The 22,597-nt window shown below is 64.9% G+C and carries 20 protein-coding genes; 9 read left to right on the top strand and 11 right to left on the bottom strand.

What is annotated here, in order from left to right; all coding sequences use genetic code 11:
- Nucleotides 1-2: 2 nt before the first annotated feature.
- Together AC5RU3_RS12770 and AC5RU3_RS12765 are read right to left on the bottom strand one after the other, a co-directional pair.
- Nucleotides 3-410 carry a hypothetical protein gene (locus AC5RU3_RS12770; protein ID WP_493965767.1) on the bottom strand — a complete coding sequence of 136 codons (408 nt, stop codon included), beginning with the start codon at nt 408-410 and terminating at the stop codon, nt 3-5.
- A gap of 91 nt (nt 411-501) precedes the next feature.
- Nucleotides 502-1,248, bottom strand: a complete 747-nt coding sequence (locus AC5RU3_RS12765) for a M50 family metallopeptidase (RefSeq protein ID WP_493965766.1) — start codon at nt 1,246-1,248, stop codon at nt 502-504.
- Between the two features lie 178 nt (nt 1,249-1,426).
- Between AC5RU3_RS12765 and AC5RU3_RS12760 the strand changes: the two genes are divergently transcribed.
- Entirely contained in the window at nt 1,427-2,338 is a 912-nt protein-coding gene (locus AC5RU3_RS12760) for a phosphodiesterase (protein ID WP_309124773.1), read from the top strand.
- A gap of 1 nt (nt 2,339) precedes the next feature.
- Here AC5RU3_RS12760 and AC5RU3_RS12755 read toward each other — a convergent pair whose 3' ends face one another.
- Nucleotides 2,340-3,755: a stealth family protein gene (locus AC5RU3_RS12755; protein ID WP_375164862.1), complete on the bottom strand. Its 1,416-nt coding sequence runs from the start codon at nt 3,753-3,755 to the stop codon at nt 2,340-2,342.
- Between the two features lie 332 nt (nt 3,756-4,087).
- On the opposite strand from AC5RU3_RS12755, the gene AC5RU3_RS12750 reads away from it, so the two are divergent.
- Nucleotides 4,088-4,618, top strand: a complete 531-nt coding sequence (locus AC5RU3_RS12750; protein ID WP_309072620.1) for a ferritin — start codon at nt 4,088-4,090, stop codon at nt 4,616-4,618.
- Nucleotides 4,615-5,325 (top strand): PIG-L deacetylase family protein, encoded by a 711-nt coding sequence (locus AC5RU3_RS12745; protein ID WP_458116644.1) that lies wholly within the window; start codon nt 4,615-4,617, stop codon nt 5,323-5,325. The genes AC5RU3_RS12750 and AC5RU3_RS12745 overlap by 4 nt, the downstream gene beginning before the upstream one ends.
- Nucleotides 5,326-5,330: 5 nt before the next feature.
- Here the strand turns inward: AC5RU3_RS12745 and AC5RU3_RS12740 are convergent, their stop codons facing one another.
- The 3 genes from AC5RU3_RS12740 to AC5RU3_RS12730 all read right to left on the bottom strand — a co-directional run bounded on the left by AC5RU3_RS12740 (nt 5,331) and on the right by AC5RU3_RS12730 (nt 8,145).
- Nucleotides 5,331-6,167, bottom strand: a complete 837-nt coding sequence (locus AC5RU3_RS12740) for an MSMEG_6728 family protein (RefSeq protein WP_493965765.1) — start codon at nt 6,165-6,167, stop codon at nt 5,331-5,333.
- A gap of 71 nt (nt 6,168-6,238) precedes the next feature.
- Entirely contained in the window at nt 6,239-7,447 is a 1,209-nt protein-coding gene (locus AC5RU3_RS12735) for a glycosyltransferase family 4 protein (protein WP_493965764.1), read from the bottom strand.
- Between the two features lie 68 nt (nt 7,448-7,515).
- Nucleotides 7,516-8,145 (bottom strand): DUF1684 domain-containing protein, encoded by a 630-nt coding sequence (locus AC5RU3_RS12730; RefSeq protein ID WP_493965763.1) that lies wholly within the window; start codon nt 8,143-8,145, stop codon nt 7,516-7,518.
- Between the two features lie 39 nt (nt 8,146-8,184).
- Between AC5RU3_RS12730 and AC5RU3_RS12725 the strand changes: the two genes are divergently transcribed.
- Entirely contained in the window at nt 8,185-8,937 is a 753-nt protein-coding gene (locus tag AC5RU3_RS12725) for a TSUP family transporter (RefSeq protein ID WP_309072746.1), read from the top strand.
- A 90-nt stretch (nt 8,938-9,027) separates the two neighbouring features.
- Nucleotides 9,028-10,284 (top strand): cell division protein PerM, encoded by a 1,257-nt coding sequence (locus AC5RU3_RS12720; protein ID WP_493965762.1) that lies wholly within the window; start codon nt 9,028-9,030, stop codon nt 10,282-10,284.
- 5 nt (nt 10,285-10,289) lie between these two features.
- Here the strand turns inward: AC5RU3_RS12720 and AC5RU3_RS12715 are convergent, their stop codons facing one another.
- Nucleotides 10,290-10,727: an SRPBCC family protein gene (locus AC5RU3_RS12715; RefSeq protein WP_493965761.1), complete on the bottom strand. Its 438-nt coding sequence runs from the start codon at nt 10,725-10,727 to the stop codon at nt 10,290-10,292.
- A complete protein-coding gene (locus AC5RU3_RS12710; protein ID WP_493965760.1) occupies nt 10,712-11,194 on the bottom strand; it encodes a hypothetical protein in 483 nt (160 codons plus the stop codon). Before AC5RU3_RS12710 ends, AC5RU3_RS12715 begins: the two co-directional genes overlap by 16 nt.
- 61 nt (nt 11,195-11,255) lie before the next feature.
- On the opposite strand from AC5RU3_RS12710, the gene purN reads away from it, so the two are divergent.
- Nucleotides 11,256-11,837 carry a phosphoribosylglycinamide formyltransferase gene (gene purN, locus AC5RU3_RS12705; RefSeq protein ID WP_493965759.1) on the top strand — a complete coding sequence of 194 codons (582 nt, stop codon included), beginning with the start codon at nt 11,256-11,258 and terminating at the stop codon, nt 11,835-11,837.
- Between the two features lie 52 nt (nt 11,838-11,889).
- On the opposite strand, the gene AC5RU3_RS12700 is transcribed toward purN, so the two are convergent.
- Nucleotides 11,890-14,613: an alpha-amylase family glycosyl hydrolase gene (locus AC5RU3_RS12700; protein ID WP_493965758.1), complete on the bottom strand. Its 2,724-nt coding sequence runs from the start codon at nt 14,611-14,613 to the stop codon at nt 11,890-11,892.
- A 60-nt stretch (nt 14,614-14,673) separates the two neighbouring features.
- Nucleotides 14,674-16,023 carry an MFS transporter gene (locus tag AC5RU3_RS12695; RefSeq protein ID WP_493965757.1) on the bottom strand — a complete coding sequence of 450 codons (1,350 nt, stop codon included), beginning with the start codon at nt 16,021-16,023 and terminating at the stop codon, nt 14,674-14,676.
- 192 nt (nt 16,024-16,215) lie between these two features.
- Between AC5RU3_RS12695 and purH the strand changes: the two genes are divergently transcribed.
- The 3 genes from purH (at nt 16,216) to AC5RU3_RS12680 (ending at nt 21,437) form a co-directional block, all read left to right on the top strand.
- The gene (gene purH, locus AC5RU3_RS12690; RefSeq protein WP_309072288.1) at nt 16,216-17,832 is read left to right on the top strand and encodes a bifunctional phosphoribosylaminoimidazolecarboxamide formyltransferase/IMP cyclohydrolase; all 1,617 of its coding nucleotides are present in this window, start codon (nt 16,216-16,218) and stop codon (nt 17,830-17,832) included.
- 70 nt (nt 17,833-17,902) lie between these two features.
- Entirely contained in the window at nt 17,903-20,122 is a 2,220-nt protein-coding gene (locus AC5RU3_RS12685; RefSeq protein ID WP_493965756.1) for an NADP-dependent isocitrate dehydrogenase, read from the top strand.
- Between the two features lie 325 nt (nt 20,123-20,447).
- Nucleotides 20,448-21,437: a bile acid:sodium symporter family protein gene (locus tag AC5RU3_RS12680; RefSeq protein WP_309072286.1), complete on the top strand. Its 990-nt coding sequence runs from the start codon at nt 20,448-20,450 to the stop codon at nt 21,435-21,437.
- A gap of 24 nt (nt 21,438-21,461) precedes the next feature.
- On the opposite strand, the gene AC5RU3_RS12675 is transcribed toward AC5RU3_RS12680, so the two are convergent.
- On the bottom strand, nt 21,462-22,535 hold the full coding sequence (locus tag AC5RU3_RS12675; protein WP_493965755.1) for a Gfo/Idh/MocA family protein: 1,074 nt from the start codon (nt 22,533-22,535) through the stop codon (nt 21,462-21,464).
- Between the last annotated feature and the right edge of the window lie 62 nt (nt 22,536-22,597).

The raw sequence follows: 22,597 nt of genomic DNA, 5'->3' as shown, positions 1-22,597 counted from the left end.
TCTCAGCGCTTGCGGCCGCCGTCGATGATGAGTGAGAGCGCGATACCGAGCATCCACACGTCCTTGGCGACGGGCGTGCCCTCCTGGGTGGGACGGACGTCGTCGTCCTGGGTCATTCCCGGCGTGCGGAAGTACATGGCGAGCAGGCCGCCCGAGAAGGCGGCGAGGCCAAGGCCTACCAGCCGGCTCGGAATGAAGGGCGCCAGGAGGGCGGCGCCCAGTCCCATCTCGGCGGCGGCCAGAACCTTGCCGAACTTCTCGGGATCAAGCTGCTTCACCTGGGGAAAGGCGTTGGCTGCCATGCCCTGCAGGTAGGCGGCGGTGTCCCTGTCAATTTCCCGTTTCGTCAGACCCGAGTTCAGGATGAAAGCTCCGGTGCTGAGACGCAGGGGGACGTGGCTGAGATTCATTGAAGGCTCCTTGGTGGATCGGGTGGGCTGGTTTGAGCCTACGTCGGGGGACAGCGCGCCGCCAGAGGTGCGCCCTCAGAGCGCAGGAACCTCACATTCCCAGCGACACAGGCACTCCCGAACTGACGACGGTCCACGCCCACGCGATCGACCCGCCGATCACCGCCGTGAACAGGACCAGCCAGACTGCAGCAGGAATCCCCGTCGAGCGGTACAGAAGGTAAGCATCGGACTGTCCGCGCTCCCGCCGTCGTCGTAGGTGGACGTTGGCGACCTTGCCAAGGTCGCGGACGGAGCCGACCAGCAGCGCCACTCCGAGCGCAACCACCACGTGGCCGCTGAATTCGGCGGGAACGGCTGCCACGAGGACGGCCGAAACGGCCACCGCACCCAGGAGGATGAGCACACCGCCGGCATTGCGGATGAACAGCAGGGCGAGCAGCAGCATCAGCGCCCCCACCGAGAGCGCCGCAGGCGCCCAGCCTGCGAAACCGCACCAGACAAGGACGGAGCCGACGACGGCGGGCACCGGGTACCCCCAGAATGTTGCCCATGCTGTGCGCCAGCCCGGGCGGCCGAACGAGGTGGTGAGTCCTGAGTGGTCAAAGTTGAGTCGGATGCCGGTGACACGGCTTCCGGCGACCAGTGCGGCGAAGGCATGGCCAAGCTCGTGGACCACGGTGCTGAAGAGCCCGAAGTACCGCCAGGTCACAGGGGGAATGGAGAGGGCAGCCGCAGCCAACAGGATGAGGAGAACTTCGGTCAGGGTCAGCTGGGGCGGCTGGCTCCGGCTGAACCCCGCGACAATCCGATCCCACCACTGCGCCAAAAACTCCACTATCGGATGGTACCGGGCCATCCCGTCTCACAGCGGATCCGAATAACTGTCACGAGGTCCCATCCGGCGGAGAAGTATTAACGGACTCGCCGTGTGACGTTCAACTCAAGGTAGGAATGCCTCTGCTTTGATGAATGTTAAATGAGTGAAAGCTATTCGAGCTATCGAGAAGGCGATCATGAACTTCCGGACGGCCGAGCACCCACGGCCGCAACATTTCATCCTGCATATGAGCGACACCCATCTGGTGGGTGGCACTGAACCCCTGTATGGGGCGGTGGACAGCGAAGCGCGGCTCCGGCAGATTTTCGACGATCTGGAAGCATCCGGGTCACGACCGGACGCGATTGTCTTTACGGGCGACCTTGCAGACAAGGGAGAGGCCGAGGCCTACGCGAAGCTCCGCACCATCGTTGACCCTGCTGCCCGAAAGCTTGGCGCCGAGGTCATCTGGGCGATGGGCAACCATGACGACCGGGCGACGCTCCGCAGCGAACTGCTGAGGGAGCCCGCGGACACGGCCCCCCTCGACCGCAGCTACCTGATCAACGGACTGCGGATCATCACGCTGGACTCCACGGTGCCGGGTCACCATTACGGTGAGATCAGCCATGAGCAGCTGGTCTGGCTTGCCAACGAGCTCCTTACCCCTGCGCCCTTCGGTACCATCCTCGCCCTGCACCATCCGCCGGTTCCGTGTGTTCAGGACCTCGCGGTACTGGTGGAGCTCCGTGACCAGAACCGGCTGGCGAACGTCATCCGCGACACCGACGTCCGCGCCATCCTGGCCGGGCACCTGCACTACTCGACCAGCGCGTTGTTCGCAGGTATTCCGGTGTCCGTGGCCTCGGCCACCTGCTATACGCAGGACCTCACCTACGACAACGGTGGAACCCGCGGCCGCGACGGAGCGCAGGCCTATAACCTGGTGCACGTCTACGAGGACACCGTCGTACACTCCGTGGTTCCGGTCGGCAGCCACACCGCCGTCGGCGAAACCGTACCCCGTGAGGAGACACGGCGCCGTCTGGAAGCCGCCGGTGTGCAGATCGCCGAGGCAGCGCCGGCGAAGGCGCTCACCGGCGTCTGACCTACTTCTCCCAGGGAGCCTTCACCGGGAAGTACTTCTCAAGGAAATCGGTCACCACCCGGGCACGCTCCTCGGCGGGGATCTCCGGGAAGCTGCCGTCGTTGAGGCAGAACAGGTCCATGTTGCGCTTGTCCAGCAACTTGTGGAGCTGTCGAAGGCCAGAACGCATGGTGGTGTCGATGTACTTCACCTTCGCCGATTCCTGGGTCACGGCGCGGCCGGTCAGCAGGGCGTAATAGTGGTACAGCGAATTGGTGACGGAGATGTTGTCCTTCGCGCGGAACTTTGACGCAGCCGTCGCCGCGAATTCCTCGGCGAACTCGTCCTCCATTTCGAACATGACGCTTTTGCGCAGCGGAGCCGCCGTGTGCTCCAGATGGCGGGTGGTGATGCGGCCGAATCGCTCGTGGAGCAGGCGGCGGTTCACCCGGGCTGCGTTCTCGAATCCGCTGCGCTCTGCATCGTTCTCGCCCAGCCCGATCCGGGTATCGGCCTGGATGAACTTGGTGATCCCGCCGGGGGAGAAGAACATGTCCGGACCCACGGGACGGCCGAAGAACATGTCGTCGTTCGAGTACAGGAAATACTCCGACAGCCCGGGAATGTGGTGCAGTTGGCACTCGACGGCCTGTGAGTTGTAGGTCGGCAGTACCGAGGGATCCTTGAAATGCTCCTCAGACGGCACCAGCGTGACCGACGGGTGGTCGGCCAGCCACTCCGGACGGGCGGAGTCGGTAGCAATGAAGATGCGGCGGATCCACGGCGCGAACATGTAGACCGAGCGCAGCGCGTACTTCAGTTCGTTGATCTGCCGGTAGCGAGCCTCGTGGTCATCACCTTCACCCACGATGACGTTCTTCATGCGGGCGGCGCGGGCCGCCAGGTACTCAGGGGAGCTGCCGTCCACCCAGCTGAAGACGAGGTCGATGTCGAAGTCGATGTCGGTCGCGTGATCCGCGAACATGTTGTCGATGGTCGGCCAGACCAGGCCGTGGCGGTTGACGGATCCGCGCACCACCTCGTTGGACGGGAGGGTGCGCCGCGTCAGCGAGTTCTCCATGGGCAGCACGATGCGGTCGCCGTCGAGGGACCACAGCTCGATCTGCACGCCGGCGGACGGGCCAAAGGTCAGCCCGCCGATCGGCTCGATGCGGGGACGGAATAACCGGAAGATCCGCGCCTTGTCGCTGGGCGACAGTGCGCCGTCGGCCACCAGCAGCGTGGTCCGCCGCTTCGTGTCAACGGTCCTGGAATAGAAGGGCTCGTTGCGGCACGCTTCAACGAGTGCCTCCCGCAGCCGTTCCCGGTGCTTCAAGTCAACCGCGACGACGGGACGCTCGTCGTTTCCCCGAACCAGCAGATACTCCAAACCGGCACGCTCGAGCGCCTCCCGGATGAACAACAGATCCTCCACCATTGCCTGATGCGGTGTTGTGTCCGTATTGATGAGCGCGAACCGGCGCTTGACGGTAGTGATGTCATCGCGGTCATTCAGTCTCGCGACGGCGGCACTGGAGGCAGACTCGAGCAGTTCGGCGTCGTTCTCCACTTCGGGTGCGCCGAAGTAAATGTCATGCTGGGCGGCGGTATCTGTAATGGGATCCTCCAACGGTTATCAGGACATGCGGTATCACCGGTGCATTCACAGATTGCTTGCACGGCTGCTGCTCCAATGATAAGCCTGCCTACAGGGACCCCGACCTACAGGAGAGCAGTCCACCGCGGGGAAAGCCTGCAACGGAGGGAACCATGGCCGAGACAACCTTCACTGACCTGCTGACCCGGCAGATCGGCAACGAGTTCGCAGCGTCGCAACAGTACCTGGCTACCGCTGTGTGGTTCGACGGCCAGGACCTTCCGCGCCTGGCCGCGCACTTCTACAGACAGTCGCTGGAGGAGCGAAACCACGCTCTCATGATGGTCCAATACATGCTCGACAGGGGTCAGAAAGTGCAGATCCCCGGAGTTGGACCCGTACGGAACGACTTCACGTCTGTCGTCGAGCCGATCTCCCTCGCCCTTGCACAGGAGAAGCAGGTGACTGCGGATATCGAGGCCCTGTTCGCGAGAGCCCGGGCGGAGACCGACGCTTTGGGGGAGCAGTTCATGCTCTGGTTCCTCAAGGAGCAGGTTGAAGAAGTCGCGTCCATGTCGACGCTCCTCACCATCGTCGAGCGGGCGGACAACCTGTTCGACATCGAGAATTTCCTTGCCCGGGAAACAGTGGGTGATTCCGGCCATGATCCGAACATGCCCGAAGCAGCCGGAGGCGCGCTGTGACGCTGGAGCCTTTCCCAACGGACTGGCAGCGCGCACTCGTACTCATGGCTCACCCGGATGATCCCGAATACGGCACCTCGGCGGCGGTCGCCGAGTGGATCGCGCAGGGCAAGGAGGTTCGCTACGTGCTTGCCACGCGCGGCGAGGCCGGGATCGCGGGTCTGCCGCCCGCGGAGAGCGGACCGCTACGCGAGGGGGAGCAGCGCGCTGCCTGCGACCTCGTCGGGGTCGATGTGCTGGAGTTCCTTGACTACCCGGACGGGCGCCTGACTGAGTCGCTCGATCTCCGCCGCGACCTCGCCGCCGCTATCCGCAGACACCGGCCCGACGGCGTCGTGACCCTGAACCACGGTGACACGTGGGGGCGGGGCATGTGGAACTCGGAGGACCACCGGGCACTAGGACGCTCAGTGCTCAACGCCGTCGCCGATGCCGCCAACGAGTGGATCTTCCCCGACCTCGACGGTCCGCGCCACCAGGTGAAGTGGACGGCGATCCTGAGCATGAACCCCACGCACGCCATGCCGGTGAGCGAGGCCAGTGTCGAGAAGGCCATCCTCTCCCTCGCAGCCCACGCGAAGTACCTGCAGGCACTGGACAGCAGACCGGTGGAGGAGCAGGCAACCGAACAGGTCCGCTGGGCCACGAGCCGGAATTCGGACGGCGAGGGGATCTCGGCGGTCGGGTTCGAGCTCTACGGACTCTAGCCGCCCTACCCCCGTGTCGCAGAGGCTTCCACGGCGTAGAAGCGGCGCGGGTCCTGCAGAAGCGCCGGGTACTCAAAGTCGCTGCGCCTCAGCCAGCCCGACAGTAAGATGGGCCGGCGCGCAGTACCGGGAACGTCGTCGTCGGACTGGGCAGGGTCGATAGTCAGCGGGCCCAGCGTGCCTCGCCGGAGGCGTGCACCGCCATCCATGACGACGGCGGCGGCGTCACCTTCACGAGCGAGTTCAGTGAAAGCGGCGTACTGCCGGGACCATTTCGGCACCGCCCGACCAGCGGGCGGGTGACCGGGGAGAAGCAGCGCGTCACCGTCGGGCCCATCCAGCGGACCGTGCCAGATCCAGAGCCGCTCGCCGGTCGGCTCCACCGGGATGAGTTCCAGCTCCGGTTCCGGCCATGAATAGGGAAGGTTATCCGGCGTCCCCGGGAAGCGCTCGCGGTAGAGCTCGGGGGCCTTCTGGATGAGGTTCGACTGATGGCTGACATGTACCTCCGCGTTGCCCAGCCACGGGGGCATGGCGGGCTCGGGTCCAGTGCCCGCCTCGAACGCGGCAGCCGAATCGGGGGCGAACTCGCTGACCAGGGCCGCGGTGCTGTCCGCGTGCCCGCGCGACACCCATTCGCGGACCATGGCCAGTCCATAGACCGTCAGCGCCGGTACGTATCCCATCCACATCCGGGTGACCGGGTGGCTGCGCCAGCCGTAGTCCGGCAGCACCAGGGCCCGCAGAATCTGCAGTGTCTCAACCCGCTGTTTGCCCAGCCTGGCCTGATCGAGAACGGCGGCGCTGGCTGCGAAGTCCGGATAGGGCAGAAAGGTCTGCATGCGGCCAGTGTGCCACAAATACTCAGCCTGCTTCGCTTGTGCGGCGCTGCTGTGCCGGTTCCAACAACCAGCTAGCTGACAGCGTAGGTACCCCGACGGCTGACGGGGGTTTGGCTATGCACCTGGATCGCTTCGGCATAATGGGACACGAGCTGCTCGCACAGTACCGGCCACGTTCTGCCCTGTACCGCGGCATACGCGGCACGTCCGAACGCGCGGCGCTTGGTGTCGTCCCCGAGAAGGTCCATCACCCCGGCATGAAGCTGATCCAGTTTGCCGGGCGGGTACAGCCAGCCGGTCCGTGAGGAATCAACAAGATCCAGCGGGCCGCCGCGACCGACGGCGACGACCGGCACTCCTGAAGCCATCGCCTCCTGAATGGTCTGGCAGAACGTCTCTGACTCCCCGGGGTGAACGAAAATGTCGAAGGACGCCATCGTCCGTGCGAGGTCGTCACCGGACTGGAACCCTGCAAAGTATGCGCCCGGGAGTTTCTGTTGCAGGGATTCCTTCGCCGGCCCCGACCCGACGATCACCAGCCGGGTTCCCGGAATTGCGTCCAGGCCGGCGAGGTCCTCCACCTGCTTTTCAGCTGCAAGGCGTCCCACGTAACCGATGATCTTCGATCCGAGCGGGCGTCCAGCGACGACGCTACGGCGCCAGTCGCCGTCGCGCTTGGCGGGCGTGAACCGCGCGGTATCGACACCGCGGCGCCAGAGCCGCAGGCGAGGGATGCCGCGGGATTCGAGCTGTTGCAACGCGAACGACGACGGCGCGAGGGTCAGCGTGGAGCCCTGATGGATATTCTCCACCCGCTGCCACAGCATGTTCTCCAACCACGGCACGCCGTAACGGGCGGCGTACGCGGGAATCTCGGTCTGATAGATGGACACGGTGGGAATGCCGAGCTGCCCCGCCGCCTGCACCGCACGCCACCCCAGGACAAAGGGCGAGGCCACGTGGACCACGTCGGGTGAGAAGTCCGCGAGGATCCTTCGAACCCTGGCAACCGTGCCGGCGGCCAGACGCACGTTCGCATACCCGGTCAGCGGGACCGAGGGCAGTGTCACGACCGGGTAGCCCTCGACCGACGAGGGCGCAACGTTCTCCGGGAAGCCCGGCTTCTCGGACCAGGAGGATTTATCCAGCCAGGACGACGACGGAGCGATCACCAGCACCTCATCACCCCGGCTTCGGAGGTGGGCCAGGACCTTCAGGAGGGAGTGCGTCACCCCGTTCATGTGCGGAAGGAATGATTCGGCAACCACGGCAACTCTCACGTCGTCGATACTGGCACCGCGGTCTGTGCGTCCGGCGAGCAGGAGGTTGCAGCGAAGTGAACTCTGGCTCAGGAGGCGGTGTACAGCTCCCCGACCGGCAGGGAAACCTCGAGCCGGTTGGCAGGGCCCGGGAGCGGGCATGCCCATGCCTCGTCGTAGGCGCAGGAGGGGTTGTAGGCGAAGTTCAGGTCTACGATCAGCCGGCCGTCACGCTCACCGAGGTGCGCACCCTTGATGGTGTCCAGCACGTACCGGCCGCCGCCGTAGCTACCGCGGTCCGCCCCGGACGAGCCGTCACGGAGCGGCAGGAAAAGGCCGCCACCGTAGGACTTCAGCCGCCATAGCGCAAGCCTGCCGACGCCGTCGAGCACCACAGTGCCGAGCCGCTCGAAGGGCACCACCCCATCGGTTCCGGTCGGGACCTCCATGTGCTGGCCGGCGCCGTCGTCGTCGATGTTCGCCTCGAAGCGGAAGTCGGGGTCGTAGGGAGCCACCGGCAGGCCGGCGAAGTTCCGCTGGACCTCGGCGGAGAGGGGCGACGCCGGATGGCCGGCGAAGAGCCTGTCTCGGCCGGTGCGCCAGTGGGCGTGGGCGAGGGCAGGGGAGCCGGTCGCCGCTGTATCCCGGACCTCCCGGTAGAGCGCAAAGACCTCCCGGCGCCAGTGTGCAGTGTTGAGGACCGTCGCAGCATGGCTCATCGTGCCAGCGTAACCGTTGCCCCGGCGTACTGTATCCAAGTGACGTTAGCGCTCTTCATCCTCGTTCTGGCACTCATCGTGGTGGGTGCGGTCGCCCAGCGCATTGCCGGACTGGGCTTCGCGCTGCTCGTCTCTCCCTTTCTTGTGCTGATCCTCGGCCCGCATGAGGGTGTGCTCCTCATCAACATCTGTGGAGTCGTCTCCTCCGCTCTCATCACCCCCCGTGTGTGGAAGGACATCGACTGGGGCATGTTCCGGTGGCTGGCCATTCCGGCGGTGTTAGGTTCCGTCGCGGGGTCTTTCGCGGCGGTGGGGCTGCCGAGCGCGCCGCTCGCGGTGACAGTGGGCGCCGTCGTGCTGGTGGCCCTGACCGCTTCGCTGCTGCTGCAGCGCTCCTCCGTGGTGCTGACGGGGAACCGTTCGAAGGCCGTTGCGGGACTTGCTTCCGGCCTGACCAACTCCATGGCCGGTGTGGGCGGGCCGGCCGTGAGCGCCTACGCGCTGCTGTCGCGGTGGCCGCAACGGCCGTTCGCCGCCACCCTGCAGCCCTTCTTCACCGTGATCGGCTCAGCCACCATACTGGTCAAACTCCTCATTGACCCGGGTGGAGTGCCGCCTCTTGAAACCTGGATGTGGATCCTCATACCCCTGTCGATCATCGTGGGGATCCTTGCGGGGGAGCGCCTCGCCAAGTACATCCGTGACCGGCACGCCCGGTTCGCCGTCGTCGTCATAGCTTTCCTGGGGGCTGCCACAGCGCTCATCAAGGGCATCATCGACCTGCTCGGCTGACGTTCCGGCATGCGCCGGCTCCAGTGCCCGTGAGCCAGGTCGCCGAGTCGTTCAGCGGCGGGTACCGCAGCCGGTGGCACCATGGAAGGGATGAAACTCCCCACCAAGCCCCGTGCGATTCCCATGCCCCTGTGGCTGCAGGGTGCCTTCGAGCTGGGACAGGCCGCAGTTATTTCCGCGCTGATTGTCCTGATCCCTCTCGGCGCCGCGTGGCTGACGGGTGGTTTCGCCGGACGTGACGCGTTGGGAACTGTGCAGCTCGCTGCACAGTCCTGGTTGGTGCTGCACGGTGTGCCGCTGCAGCTCACACTCCCCGAGGGCGGTTCGAGTCTTCTCTGGGCAGTGCCCCTCGGACTCACCCTGATCCCGTTCCTCCTCGCATGGCGCGCAGGCCGGCGTCTTGCCCGTGCCTCCTATACGGACCAGCTCTGGCAGGCACTCCTCGGCGCCCTGGCCGTTTATGCCCTCTTCGGGTTCGGAGCTGCCTACCTGGCCGACGACGGCGCTACCTCAGCGTCGCCCGTGGCTGCCGCCTGCCTGCCGCTCATCGCAGCCGGTGCGGGCATGATCATCGGCGCCTACCGCGAAGCGGGTTCCTGGGGGCGGCTGATCGGCGTGAACCTCGCTGACTGGATTGCGACGACGAGCCAGTCCTCCCGTTGGGCGGGTTCCTACGTCTGGTCCGCCGTTCGCGCCGCTTTCCTGGCGACGGTTTCTGCGCTCGGGTTGTCGGCCCTCCTGCTGGCCGTGGCGCTGGCTATTCACTGGGCGGCGAGCGCCACAATCTACGAGAGGCTCGACGCCGGAATAGTCGGCAGCGCCGTCATAACAGTCGGCCAGCTCGGCTTCCTGCCCAACCTCATGGTGTGGAGCCTCGCATGGTCCTCCGGAGCAGGCTTCGCGCTGGGGGCAGGCAGCTCCATCAGCCCGTTGGCGACTACAGCGGGGCCGCTGCCCGCGGTGCCCATTCTCGGCGCCGTTCCGTCGGGACCGCTGGAGTATGGGCTGGTTGCGCTCGCGATTCCGGTCGTAGCGGGCGTCCTGGCGGGCTGGTGGTTCTTCCGCGAAGGCGAGAACCATTTCGATGAGTGGCTCCAGCTGAAGGTGAGCGCGCGCTGGTTCACAGCCGCGGTGTCGTCGGTGACGCTGGGGTTGTTCGTGGGTGTGTTGGCCGGCGTCGGCGCGGCCTTGCTGGCCCTGCTGTCGCGGGCTTCGCTGGGAGTTGGACGGTTCGTTGACCTTGGCCCCGATCCGGTGTGGACGGGACTGTGGGTGGCGGCAGAGGTGGCGGCCGGCGTCGTCATTGGTTATGCGGCCGGGCCCCTGCTGGAGCGGGAGTCGCGCTAAGCCGCTCAGCTCGACTCAAGCAGCCGCTTCAAGTTCTGCAGATCCTTCGCATTCGCTGTGTGCATCGTCTTCCCAAGGAGGGGGCCGAGCAGCCGGAAGAACCCGCGTGGACGTCCGGTGTTACGCAATTCCATCCGGGTGGTGGATGGTCCGGCGGCCTCCCAGCTGTAGGTGGTCTGCATCGGGAAAGGTCCCTCGGCGGTACGCATCACAAGCCGCTCCAGGGGATCGAACTGCGCGATCTCGTAGACGTAGGAGAGCGTTCGGCCCAGGAACCTCGCAGAGAAGGCCACGCACGAACCTACCTCGAGGACGGGCTCGGTCAGCCACCGGGAGGAATCAATGTTCACGTACCACTCGGGCGCGTTCGCGGGATCTGCCGCATAGGACGCCATCTGCTGGAGTGGGCGGTCGATCGTGATGGAGGTTACGACGTCGACCATGGGTCCTCCTGTCCGGGAGCTAACGAGCGAGGTTCCAGCAAGCCGTTCAGGTTGCGCAGGTCCTCCTCGCACTGCCGTTGCGCCTTCGAGGTAAGGGCAGAGGCCATGCATTCCTCGTACTGGGCCGTCAACGGCCACAGCAGGACGGCCGCGCCCGTCGCCATGGTGAGCAGGAGGCTGGCGACCAGGCCAACCGTCGTAGAGACCCGCACCAGCGCGGGGGCTTTCTGCCGCACGAGGTTGACCATGGCGAGGATCCCGACCGTGAGGGCTGCCAGGCCGAAAAGAAGGCCGAGCACCTTCCAGGGCAGCGGGAAATTTGCGGTGAGGAGAGTGCCGAGGAGGAGCAACATGAAGACGCGCAACAGTCTCCGCGTTTCTGCGAGCTCCTTATCCGACGGCGGCGAAGACTGCCGTGGCGGCTTGGTGGGCCGTGCCGAAGGGTTGGAAGGCGCAGGATTGTTCATGGTTCAACCCTAGAACAGAGGGTGCCCCTGCGCTGTCGCCCGGCCAGTAGGCTTGTATCCCATGCGCATTGTTGTTCTTGTCTCGGGTACGGGTTCCAACCTTCAGGCCGTCATCGACGCCGTCCAGGCTGGCCGGTTACCGGTCGAGATTGCGGCCGTTGGTGCCGATCGGCCGGATACTTACGGCGTTGAGCGCGCAGCCGCCGCCGGCATTCCTACCTTCGTCGTGGACTTCAAGCAGTTCAGCGACCGTGCTGAGTGGAACGCTGAACTGACGGAGCGCACAGCCGCCTTCGAGCCCGACTATGTGATTTCCTCCGGGTTCATGCGCATCGTCAATCAGGGGTTCCTGGACCGGTTCCCTAACCGGTACCTCAACACCCACCCCGCACTGCTCCCCAGCTTTCCCGGCGCACACGGGGTCCGCGACGCGCTCGCCTATGGGGTCAAGGTCACCGGCTGCACCGTGATGATCGCGGACGCCGGAGTCGATACCGGCCCCATCCTTGCGCAGGCAGCGGTGCCCGTGCTCGACGATGACACGGAAGATTCCCTGCACGAGCGCATCAAGGTGCAGGAACGCGCCCTCCTGATCGAGACCCTTCATGACCTTGCCTTAACTGCATCGAGTGGGCGCCGATAACGGCGTTTGCGCGCAATCGCCGTCCTCAGCGCCCACTCGATGCAGAGGCGGGTTACTCCACGCTGATGATGTGCGTGTAGTGGTCGTACACGAACGTCACCGGCCCTGAGGCGGGGTGTTCCAGAGTCAGGTTGTTGCCGTTGGGGGCACCGCCGGCACCGTAGTTCTCGGTCCAGCCCTTGTTGATGGCGACCTTGTACTCGTAGGTCCCCGCCGGGAGATCCGCCGTGAGTCGCCATAGCCCGTCGTCGCCCAGGGTCATTTGCGCCTCATCACAGGCCGGCTGCCAGTCCCCGTCGATGCAGTTCATCTCTGAGTTGAGGCTGCCGGGCACCGACACTGCGTCCGGTTGCGCCACCTCGGGATCGCCGATGGTGACAGTTCGAACGTTGCTGACCGATTCGCCAAGCACGGCGCGGTACTGCAGCTGCGTGTCGTCCGGGAGGTTCAGGGCAGAGATGTCATCCGTCAACGTATACGCGGGGGAGGAGCTGTCCGAACCGATTTCCTCCCATTCGCCGCCGTCCACGCTGCGCTCGAAGGACACCACGTTGGTCGCCTTCTCGGGGTCCGCCACAGCGCTGAGTTCCACTGTGTCCCGAACCCGCGCATTTTCGGACGGAGCCTCGAGGGTCACCAGGGGTTCCGGTGCAACGGCCGTGACAGTCCCGCTGCCGGCCGTATGACCCTTGTTGTCGAGAACGACTGCGCGGTACTCGAGCGGCGTGCCCTGGTCCAACGCCGCGACGTCGTGGAAGACGCGGTACGGCGCGTTGTCATCCGTTCCGATCGGCGTCCAGTCGCCGCCCGCCGCGCGTGCTTCGAAGGACACCTGGTAGAAGGAGGAACCGGCGACGTCGGCTTCCACCAGCATGCGCCCGTTGTCACCATCCGCCGGCGCCGGTTGGGCAAGGTTGATCGCCGGAGCGGCCTTCGAGGCCGGGATGCGGCCGGAAGCCTCGTAGACGACCGCGGATAGCGGCGGCACCGTTACGGTGATGTTACCGTTGCGGGCCGACTTCACGCGGTCAGGCCCCTCACCGTAGATGGAGCTGAAGGTCCGCGACGGCATGTAGGTCGGAATCTGGGCGGTCTGGACTTCCTCGCTGTTGTTGAGCGCGACGACGTACTCGCGCTGACGCTGGGAGTCGATCCGTGAGAAGGCGTAAATGCCCGCTCCGTCCGCAGCATAGCGGTGCTGGTGTGCCCCGTTGCGCAGCGCAGGGTGGTCCGCGGTGACCTTGGCGAGGGCGCCGATAGTCCGGTAGAGCGGGTGCTGCGTATCGAAGTTGTCCTGCGCATGGGTTGCTTCGGTGCCCAGGAGGTCGTCATCGAGATAGTCGGGCACCTGGCTGGCGAAAAGCGTCTGGCGTGCGTCCTGGTCTCCGCCGGGCCCGGTGAAGCCCTGCTCGTCGCCGTAGTAGATGACAGGATTGCCGCGCGAGAAGTACATCAGCTCGTGCGCCAGTCCATCACGGGCGAGCAGCTCTTCCTCGCCGGCGTCCGGATTGTCGGCCTTGAGGAACCCGCCGATGCGGCCCATGTCGTGATTGCCCAGGAAGGTGGGCAGGCTGTAGGCGTTGGAGTCGGCGTCGGTGTACCAGTCATCATCGACGAAGAATTGCTCAAGCTGCCCGGCGTCCGCACCGCGGGACGCAAAGCTGCGGGCCGCCTCCTGGAACGGGAAGTCGAGCACGGACTGCATGGAGTTGCGCGTGGTGTATTGCGAGGTGAAGTCCTTGCTGGTGTCGAAGACTTCTCCGAACATGAAGAACTCGTCCTTGCCCTGTTCATGGGCGAAGTCAAGGACGTCCGGTCCGAACTCCTGCCAGAACTCGTCGTTCACGTGCTTCATGGTGTCGATGCGGAACCCGTCCACGCCGAAGTCGGCGATCCAGGCCTGGTAGATCTCCTTCATGCCGTCCACGACGACGGGATGCTCGGTGAAGAGGTCGTCGAGCCCGAAAAAGTCGCCGTAGTAGGCATCCTCACCTGCGAAGGTGGTGTCGCCGCGGTTGTGGTAGAGCGTCGGGTCGTTGAGCCATTCCGGAACCTTGAGGTTCTCCTCGCCCGGCTCCAGTACCGGAGTGTAGGGGAAGGAAACCGACGGACCGAGGGCCGGGAAGCTGTCGCTGCCGGCCACGTCGCGGTCATCGAACGGGACCCCGTCCGCGGTGCGGTAGGGCTCCTCGTCCTTGGAAACGTAGGGCATGCGGGCACCCTCCTCGTACCCGATGACGTCGGCGGTGTGGTTGGTGATGATGTCGAAGTAAACCTTCATCCCGCGGGAGTGCGCTTCGTCGATGAGCGCCTTGAGGTCTTCGTTGGTGCCCAGATGCGGGTCGATCTGCGTGAAGTCGGTGATCCAATAGCCGTGGTAACCGGCCGAGTTGTCCTCAGCCTGCACAGCCTTGTTCTTGAAACTGGGCGTCAGCCAGATCGAGGTGGTGCCGAGCCCCTCGATGTAGTCCAGCCGGTCGAGCAGACCTTTCAGATCGCCGCCGTTGTAGAAGCCTTTCCCGGTGGGATCGAAACCGGACACCATCGGGTTGGAACCCAGGCCGCCGTCGTCGTTGGTTGGGGTGCCGTTGGCAAAGCGGTCAGCCATCACGAAGTAGAAGTTCTCGTCGGTGACCGGTGCGCGCAGCGACTGCAGCGCCTCGGCCGTGGCGGCGGTTTTATCGTGGCCGGCGGTCTTGGCCTGGGCGGGTAGTGCAGTACCGGTCGCGGCCAGCAGCGATGCAAGCACGACGACGGTAGCGTTGCGGGTAATCATGAGACCTCCAGAAGTGGAAAGAACCACCAAAGCGTGTCTCAGGTCACATTTGCTGTCAACTCAAATGCGGGCTCCACGGGTCTCCGGCGCGTTGAACGCCATCCACAGTACGGCGACCAGAACCAGCACGCCCGTCACCGCGAACGTCAGCGGCAGCCCGAGGTAGGGCCACAGCAGGGACCCGAAGATGAGCGGCACCAGTCCCGCGCCCACCCTGGACACCGTGGACGCCCATCCGAAACCGGAGCCGCGCAGCTCGGTGGGGTACAGCTCGGACACGTAGGTGTAGAGCACAGGGATGGCCACCTGGATGGTGAAGCCGAAAGCCAGCAGCCAGGCCGTCGCCACTGCCGGGAGGTCAACGGTCAGCGCGAAGATCACCAGCACGACGGCGGACAGCGGACCGGACACCGCCAGGATCCACTTCCTGCCCACCCGCTCCACCAGAAGGGCGGCGGCAACGACGCCGAGGAAGCCGATGCCTGTCATGCCCGCCGTGGTCAGGAAGGCCACCGACTGCCGGTACCCCGCGGCGATGAGGATCTGCGGCATCCAGGTCAGGGCTCCGTAGTAGACCAGCAGGATCGACAGGAACAGACCCCATGCCGCGAGGGTGATGCGCCAGTTGAATCGCCACAGGGCGGTGAACTGACCGGTGAGCCCTCCAAGCGTGAGCCGCGGATCGTTCCCGGCGGGCGGCAGCCGCCATTCGCGGACCCGTGCTCCGGTGCTTTCGACCAGCTGGTCGATCACCGCCTTGGCCTCACTGGTGCGTCCCCGCTGCACAAGGTAGAGGGGTGACTCAGGCACTGACCGCCGAACCCAGAACACCAGGAGGGCAGGCAGCACCATGACGAGCATCAGGTAACGCCAATCGCCGAATGCGGCGATCAGGATTGCGGACACCACCCCGCACAGGGCTGCACCGATGGGCCACCAGCCGTCCATGGCAGTGAGGACCCGTCCACGGTGCTTTCGTGGCGTGAACTCCCCGACAAGCGCGTAGTCCACCGGGATACACCCACCCAATCCGAAGCCGGCGAGGAACCGGAAGACGCAGAACCAGACGAGATCACCGGACAGCGCACCGAGCACCGTAAACAGCGAGAAGATCAGCAGTGTCGCAGTGAATGCCTTTTTCCGGCCGATCAGGTCGGCAATGGAACCCCAGGCGAAGGCTCCCACCGCCATGCCGATCAGGTTGGAGGTACCTACCCACGCGGCCTCTCCAGGAGTCAGCCCCCATTCCTCTGACAGCAGGGGGATGAGGTAACCGTTCAGCGTGACGTCCCAGGCGTCGAACATGAACCCAAGGCCGCCGATCAGGAAGATCTTGCCCTGCACACGCCACCGCCAGGGCAGGTCCTGCACCACCTGGTCGCCGGTGGGGAGGTCGGTTGAAGTGCTCACGTTTCCGTCCTGACAGCGCCGCCCGGCGCTTGCTGGCTCGTTGCGAATAACTCGATCACCATACCGCCGTCCCGTAAGTCAGCGGTGCCTTCACAGGAACGCACCGTAACGGACCCGCGCTGCCGACGGACGGAACGTGCCGGTGTTTTAGACTGGGGACGATCCCACAGCACTCATTCCCTGGAGACCTGCGTGACTTTGACCAACCTTGACCGTGTTCCGATCCGCCGCGCGCTGATCTCCGTCTACGACAAGACCGGGTTGGAGGAACTCGCTCAGGGTCTGCACGGTGCAGGTGTGCGCATCGTCTCCACCGGCTCCACCGCCAAGACCATTGCCGCGGCGGGCATCCCCGTTCAGCAGGTTGAGGAGGTCACCGGTTCTCCCGAGATGCTTGACGGCCGCGTCAAGACCCTGCATCCGCGCGTGCATGGCGGGATCCTCGCGGACCGCCGCGTCGCCGCTCACATGGACACCCTGGCGGAGATGGATATCGAGGCTTTCGACCTGGTGGTAGTCAATCTCTACCCCTTCGTGGAGACGGTGAAGTCAGGTGCGTCACGGGACGACGTCGTCGAGCAGATTGATATCGGCGGCCCCGCAATGGTCCGGTCGGCGGCGAAGAACCACGCTGCCGTGAGCATCGTGGTGGACCCTTCCTTCTACGGCAGCGTTGTCCGCGCCGCAGGTGAGGGAGGCTTCGACCTGAAGACCCGTCAGCGCTTGGCGGCCCGCGCGTTCGCGCACACCGCCGCCTACGACAATGCCGTCGCCACCTGGACGGCAACGCAGTTCCAGGACGAGGACGACGACGGCGTCATTGATTGGCCTGCGTACGCCGGTCTCGCGCTCGAGCGCTCCGAAGTGCTTCGCTACGGTGAGAACCCGCACCAGCAGGCGGCCCTGTACGTCGACAAGGCAGCTCCGGTGGGCATCGCCCAGGCGGATCAGCTGCACGGCAAGGCCATGAGCTACAACAACTTCGTCGACGCGGACGCCGCCCTGCGCGCTGCCTACGATTTCAGCGAACCGGCAGTGGCCATCATCAAGCACGCCAACCCGTGCGGTGTCGCGGTCGGCACCTCTGACGCGGCTGATCCCATTGCCGACGCCCACGCCAAGGCACACGCATGCGATCCTGTGTCCGCCTTCGGGGGTGTCATCGCAGCCAACCGCACCGTAACGGCCGGCATGGCGCAGACCGTGAAGGACATCTTCACCGAAGTCGTCATCGCTCCCGGGTTCGAGCCTGAAGCGGTGGAGATTCTCTCGCAGAAGAAAAACATCCGTTTGCTTGCCCTTCCTGAGGGTTACGACCGCTACCCGACCGAGATCCGCCAGGTGTCCGGCGGTGTGCTTATCCAGGTGACCGACACCGTGAACGCCGATGGCGACAATCCCGGGAACTGGACGCTCGCCGCGGGCGAGGCAGCGGATCCTGAGACCCTGGCCGATCTCGCTTTTGCCTGGACGGCGTGCCGGGCCGCGAAGTCCAATGCCATCCTCCTTGCCCGTGACGGTGCCGCCGTCGGCGTCGGAATGGGCCAGGTCAATCGTCTGGACTCCTGCAAGCTCGCGGTGGAGCGTGCCAACACGCTCGCGGGGGAGGGCAGCGAGCGCGCCCGTGGTGCGGTGGCGGCGTCGGACGCGTTCTTCCCGTTCGCTGACGGCCTGCAGATCCTGATTGACGCCGGCGTGCGCGCTGTCGTCCAGCCGGGAGGGTCGGTACGCGACCAGGAAGTCATTGACGCCGCAAACGCTGCAGGCATCACCATGTACTTCACCGGCGCGCGCCACTTCTTCCACTAAACCGGTACGTTAGACACCCAAAGCACCGACAGATTTCAGTTCAAGTTGACCTTCAGGGAGACGCCTCACCATGGCTAAGATCATCTATACCCACACCGACGAAGCGCCGATGCTGGCCACGTATTCGTTCCTGCCGATCATCGAGGCTTTCGCCTCAACGGCGGGTGTGGAAGTGGAGACCCGCGACATCTCGCTGGCCGGACGCATCATCGCGACCTTCAGCGACTACCTCACCGAGGAACAGCGCATCGGCGACGCACTGGCAGAGCTGGGCGAGCTGGCCACCAAGCCCGAAGCCAACATCATCAAGCTCCCCAACATCAGCGCCTCGGTTCCGCAGCTGAAGGCCGCAATTGCAGAGCTTCAGTCGCAGGGGTACGCCCTACCGGACTACCCGGACAACCCCTCCAGCGACGAGGAAGCCGACGTCCGCGCGCGGTACGACAAGATCAAGGGCTCGGCAGTCAACCCGGTCCTCCGTGAAGGAAACTCGGACCGTCGTGCGCCCCAGTCAGTGAAGAACTACGCCCGCCAGAACCCGCATTCCATGGGCGCTTGGTCAGCAGATTCCAAGACCAACGTGGCCACCATGAGCGACGGCGACTTCCGGTCCAACGAGAAGTCGGTGGTCATGGAAGGTGATGATTCCCTGACCATCCAGCACGTGGGTCAGGACGGAACCGTGAACGTGCTGAAGAAGGCATTCCCCGCGCTCGCGGGTGAGGTCATCGACGGAACGGTCATGCGCGCGGCCGCCCTGGACGAGTTCCTCGCCGCACAGGTGGAACGCGCCAAGAACGACGGTGTGCTCTTCTCGGCCCACCTCAAGGCAACCATGATGAAGGTGTCCGACCCGATCATCTTCGGCCACATCGTGCGCTCATTCCTGCCGGAGGTTTTTGCCTCCTACGGAGAGCAGCTCGAGGCGGCAGGCCTCAGTCCCAACAACGGACTCGCCTCCATCCTGAGCGGCCTCGAGAAGCTGCCGGCCGGCACCCGCGAGGAGGTTGAAGCAGCCATCCGCAAGGGCATCGAGGACGGTCCGAAGCTCGCCATGGTGGACTCGGACAAGGGGATCACCAACCTGCATGTGCCCAGCGACGTCATCGTCGATGCTTCCATGCCCGCAATGATCCGTACCTCCGGCCACATGTGGGGACCGGACGGCGAAGAGGCGGACACCCTCGCTGTGCTGCCCGACAGCTCCTACGCCGGCATTTATCAGGTAGTGATTGATGACTGCCGGGCTAACGGCGCCTTCGATCCGACCACCATGGGCACAGTGCCCAACGTGGGTCTCATGGCCCAGGCCGCTGAGGAGTACGGCAGCCACAACAAGACCTTCGAAATCGATACGCCGGGCACGGTGCAGATCGTCGATGGCTCCGGCAACGTCCTCATCGAGCACGACGTCGAGCCCGGTGATATCTGGCGCGCCTGCCAGACGAAGGACATCGCCATCCGCGACTGGGTCAAGCTTGCTGTCACGCGTGCACGTGCTTCGGCCACTCCCGCAGTTTTCTGGCTGGACGAGGAGCGTGCCCATGACGCCAACCTCATCGCCAAGGTCAACGAGTACCTCGCCGAGCACGACACAGAGGGTCTGCAGCTTGAGATCCTTTCGCCGGTGAAGGCAACTGCATTCACCCTTGAACGGATCCGGCGGGGAGAAGACACCATTTCCGTCACCGGCAACGTCCTTCGCGATTACCTTACGGACCTCTTCCCGATCCTTGAACTGGGAACCAGTGCCAAAATGCTCTCGATCGTCCCGCTGATCAACGGCGGCGGCCTCTTCGAGACGGGTGCGGGCGGCTCCGCTCCCAAGCATGTGCAGCAGCTCGTCCGCGAGAACCACCTGCGCTGGGACAGCCTGGGCGAATTCCTCGCGCTCGCCGTGAGCTTCGAACACCTGGCCACAACCGCCGGAAACGCTCGCGCACAGATCCTGGCCGACACGCTGGACCGCGCGACCGCCACCTTCCTGCTAGAGAACAAGTCGCCGAGCCGCAAGGTCGGAGAGATCGACAACCGCGGAAGCCACTTCTACCTTGCACAGTTCTGGGCAAAGGAGCTGGCAGGGCAGAGCGAGGATGCGGAGCTCGCGTCCGCATTTGCTGCGGTAGCAGATCAGCTGACCTCCAACGAGGACACCATCGTGTCTGAGCTCCTTGCGGTGCAGGGCTCTCCCGCAGATATCGGAGGCTATTACCACCCCGACATCACCAAGGTTGTGGCCGTAATGCGGCCGTCGAAGACTTTTACTGAGGTGCTTTCCACCCTCGGCTAGGTTCGACACCCCGGGAGGCTCCGCGCTTGTGCCGTCAGGCACCGGTGCGGGGCCTTTCGCATGCACGCCTTTGAACGTCCCGTGAACTTGTTACGGTACGGTTTACGAGCCACTGGACAGCATGCTTTGCCTTCAAGCCAACAATCTGTTGACCATTGGGGATGCTGTTGACCATTGGGGGTGGGGGAATGGCCGGGCGTACGCGCCGATCAATCGTCTCCACCCTGCGTATCTGATGTTCCTGAGCTGGGCACCATATAGGTGCCTCGCGTAACAATCCCGGTCTGATGCGGCGGGGTGAAACGGCGCATGCTTTGGTTGAAGCATGAACCCGCAACACCCCGCCGCATCAGCCGAGGAACGCAACGCCCGCATCGCAGTCACATTGTTTCCCTTGCTCGTCCTGGGCGGGGGTGCAATCGCCCTTTTCATGCCAACCGCCTTCACTGGATTGGCACCCGCCATCAATCCACTCCTTGGAGTGATCATGTTCGGGATGGGGCTTACGCTGACGCCGCCGGACTTCGCGGTCATCGCAAAGCGACCCGTTCCGGTGGTGATCGGCGTTGTTGCGCAGTACGTCGTGATGCCGTTGCTCGGACTGTTGGTGGTCTCTGTGCTCGGTCTCCCGGCAGCCCTTGCCGCCGGCGTCATTCTCGTTGGATGTTGCCCCGGCGGCACGGCTTCGAACGTGGTGTCCTACCTCGCGAAGGGGGACGTCGCACTCTCGGTGGCAATGACCACCGTGTCCACCCTGCTGGCCCCGGTACTGACTCCGTTGCTGACCCTGTGGCTCGCCGGACAGTACCTGCCGGTCGACGCCGGTGCAATGGCGTGGTCCATCGTCCAGATCGTGCTGATTCCCGTTGCCCTCGGGCTGGTTGCAAGATTGTTGCTTCCCCGCCTCGTGGCAGCCGCACTGCCCGTTCTGCCCTGGATCTCGGTCGTTGCAATCACCCTGGTGGTGATGGCGGTTGTCGGCCTGAGCGCCGACGCCATCTTCTCCGCCGGACTGCTCGTTCTGCTCGCGGTAGTGCTTCACAACGGACTCGGCTACGCCCTTGGGTACGGAGCGGCGAAACTGTTCAAGCTTCCGATTCGAGCGCGGCGTACCACCGCTGTCGAGGTCGGCATGCAGAACTCGGGTCTTGCCGCAGGACTGGCACGGACGTACATGACTCCGGAATCAGCTCTTCCGGGAGCGATCTTCTCGGTGTGGCACAACCTCTCGGGTGCGCTCATGGCAGCGTACTGGCGGCGACGCGGGCTGGCGGATGAAGTGCTGCCCGCATCAGAAGCACGCGTCGCCGGTTAACCACGGGACGCCGCCGAACACCGGTTACCGGTCGTTCGCGTACCGGAGTCCGAGCTGAGCGCGGACTCCGTCGAACATCCGCATGGTGTCGAGCGTGTGTTGCAGCGGCATGGTGGGGCTCTCCAGGAGGCCCTCCTGAATGCAGCGGGTCGTCTCGCGCAGCTCATAGGTGTACCCGTTCCCAACCTGCTCGAAATGCTCAACCCTGGCTTCGCCGCCATGCGGATGTACGTGCAGCTCACGAGGGTTATGGAGCGGGGTGGACGTACGCAACCAGCCCTTGCTGCCTGCGACCGTCGCCTGGCCCGGACCGGAAGCGACCAACGACGACGAAAGCTGCGCTTGGGCCCCGCTCGCATAGGTGAGGGTGAGGGCGTTCTGGGAGTCGACGCCGTCGTCGTTCAGTGTGCCCTCGGCGGCCACAGACGTGGGGAACCCGAGCGAGCCGAGCGCCCACGTGGACGGGTAGACCGTGAGATCCAGCAGCGCGCCTCCGCCGGCGAGCGGGTCCCACAGGCGGGCGGCTGGATCGTAGGTCGCGGGGAAGCCGAGATCGGCCTGGACCCAGCGGATCTCACCCAGCTCGCCGGAGTGGATGATGTCCCAGGCCCGGTTCACACTCGGCAGGAATCGGGTCCAGACGGCCTCCATCAGAAAGAGTCCCCTGTCGCGGGCAAGGTTGATGAGCTCTTCGGCTTCGCGCGCGTTGACGGTAAAGGCCTTCTCGCAGAGAACGTGCTTGTCTCCCAGGAGCAGGGCCTTGCACACCTCGTAATGCTGGCCGTGAGGCGTCGCTACGTACACGACGTCCACCTCGGGGTCTTCTGCCAACCGCTCGAAACCGCGGGCGCCGCCGTCGTCGTAATGAATGGTTGCGAAGCCGTAAGTGTCCGCGAAGGCGCGTGCCCGCTCCTCCAGACGCGAGCTCACGGCCTGCAGGACCGCGTCCTCCAGGCGGGCAAGATCTTCGGTTACCTTGCGGGCAATGCCGCCGGTGGCCACTACACCCCAGCGCAACGGTGAGCCAGTGGCCGCGAGAGGCGATGGCGCGCCTGGCGCAACGCATGGGGGCAGGGGGAAGCGGAGGTTCGTCGTCATTCCCTCATACTTCCCAATGCGTGCAACCCAGTCCAGCCGTTACGTCGGCGAGCCAAGCGGAG

This window comes from Arthrobacter sp. MDB1-55, assembly GCF_059092925.1.
Note: the sequence above shows the minus strand (reverse complement) of the source record. Positions and strands in the feature narration are given on the sequence as shown.

Bases quoted from the DNA above. Each gene is read 5' to 3' on its own strand.
- AC5RU3_RS12770 (WP_493965767.1), bottom strand. From the start codon at position 410: ATGAATCTCAGCCACGTCCCCCTGCGTCTCAGCACCGGAGCTTTCATC.
- AC5RU3_RS12760 (WP_309124773.1), top strand. From the start codon at position 1,427: ATGAACTTCCGGACGGCCGAGCACCCACGGCCGCAACATTTCATCCTG.
- AC5RU3_RS12755 (WP_375164862.1), bottom strand. From the start codon at position 3,755: ATGGTGGAGGATCTGTTGTTCATCCGGGAGGCGCTCGAGCGTGCCGGT.
- AC5RU3_RS12750 (WP_309072620.1), top strand. From the start codon at position 4,088: ATGGCCGAGACAACCTTCACTGACCTGCTGACCCGGCAGATCGGCAAC.
- AC5RU3_RS12740 (WP_493965765.1), bottom strand. From the start codon at position 6,167: ATGCAGACCTTTCTGCCCTATCCGGACTTCGCAGCCAGCGCCGCCGTT.
- AC5RU3_RS12730 (WP_493965763.1), bottom strand. From the start codon at position 8,145: ATGAGCCATGCTGCGACGGTCCTCAACACTGCACACTGGCGCCGGGAG.
- AC5RU3_RS12720 (WP_493965762.1), top strand. From the start codon at position 9,028: ATGAAACTCCCCACCAAGCCCCGTGCGATTCCCATGCCCCTGTGGCTG.
- AC5RU3_RS12715 (WP_493965761.1), bottom strand. From the start codon at position 10,727: ATGGTCGACGTCGTAACCTCCATCACGATCGACCGCCCACTCCAGCAG.
- AC5RU3_RS12710 (WP_493965760.1), bottom strand. From the start codon at position 11,194: ATGAACAATCCTGCGCCTTCCAACCCTTCGGCACGGCCCACCAAGCCG.
- purN (WP_493965759.1), top strand. From the start codon at position 11,256: ATGCGCATTGTTGTTCTTGTCTCGGGTACGGGTTCCAACCTTCAGGCC.
- AC5RU3_RS12700 (WP_493965758.1), bottom strand. From the start codon at position 14,613: ATGATTACCCGCAACGCTACCGTCGTCGTGCTTGCATCGCTGCTGGCC.
- AC5RU3_RS12685 (WP_493965756.1), top strand. From the start codon at position 17,903: ATGGCTAAGATCATCTATACCCACACCGACGAAGCGCCGATGCTGGCC.
- AC5RU3_RS12680 (WP_309072286.1), top strand. From the start codon at position 20,448: ATGAACCCGCAACACCCCGCCGCATCAGCCGAGGAACGCAACGCCCGC.
- AC5RU3_RS12675 (WP_493965755.1), bottom strand. From the start codon at position 22,535: ATGACGACGAACCTCCGCTTCCCCCTGCCCCCATGCGTTGCGCCAGGC.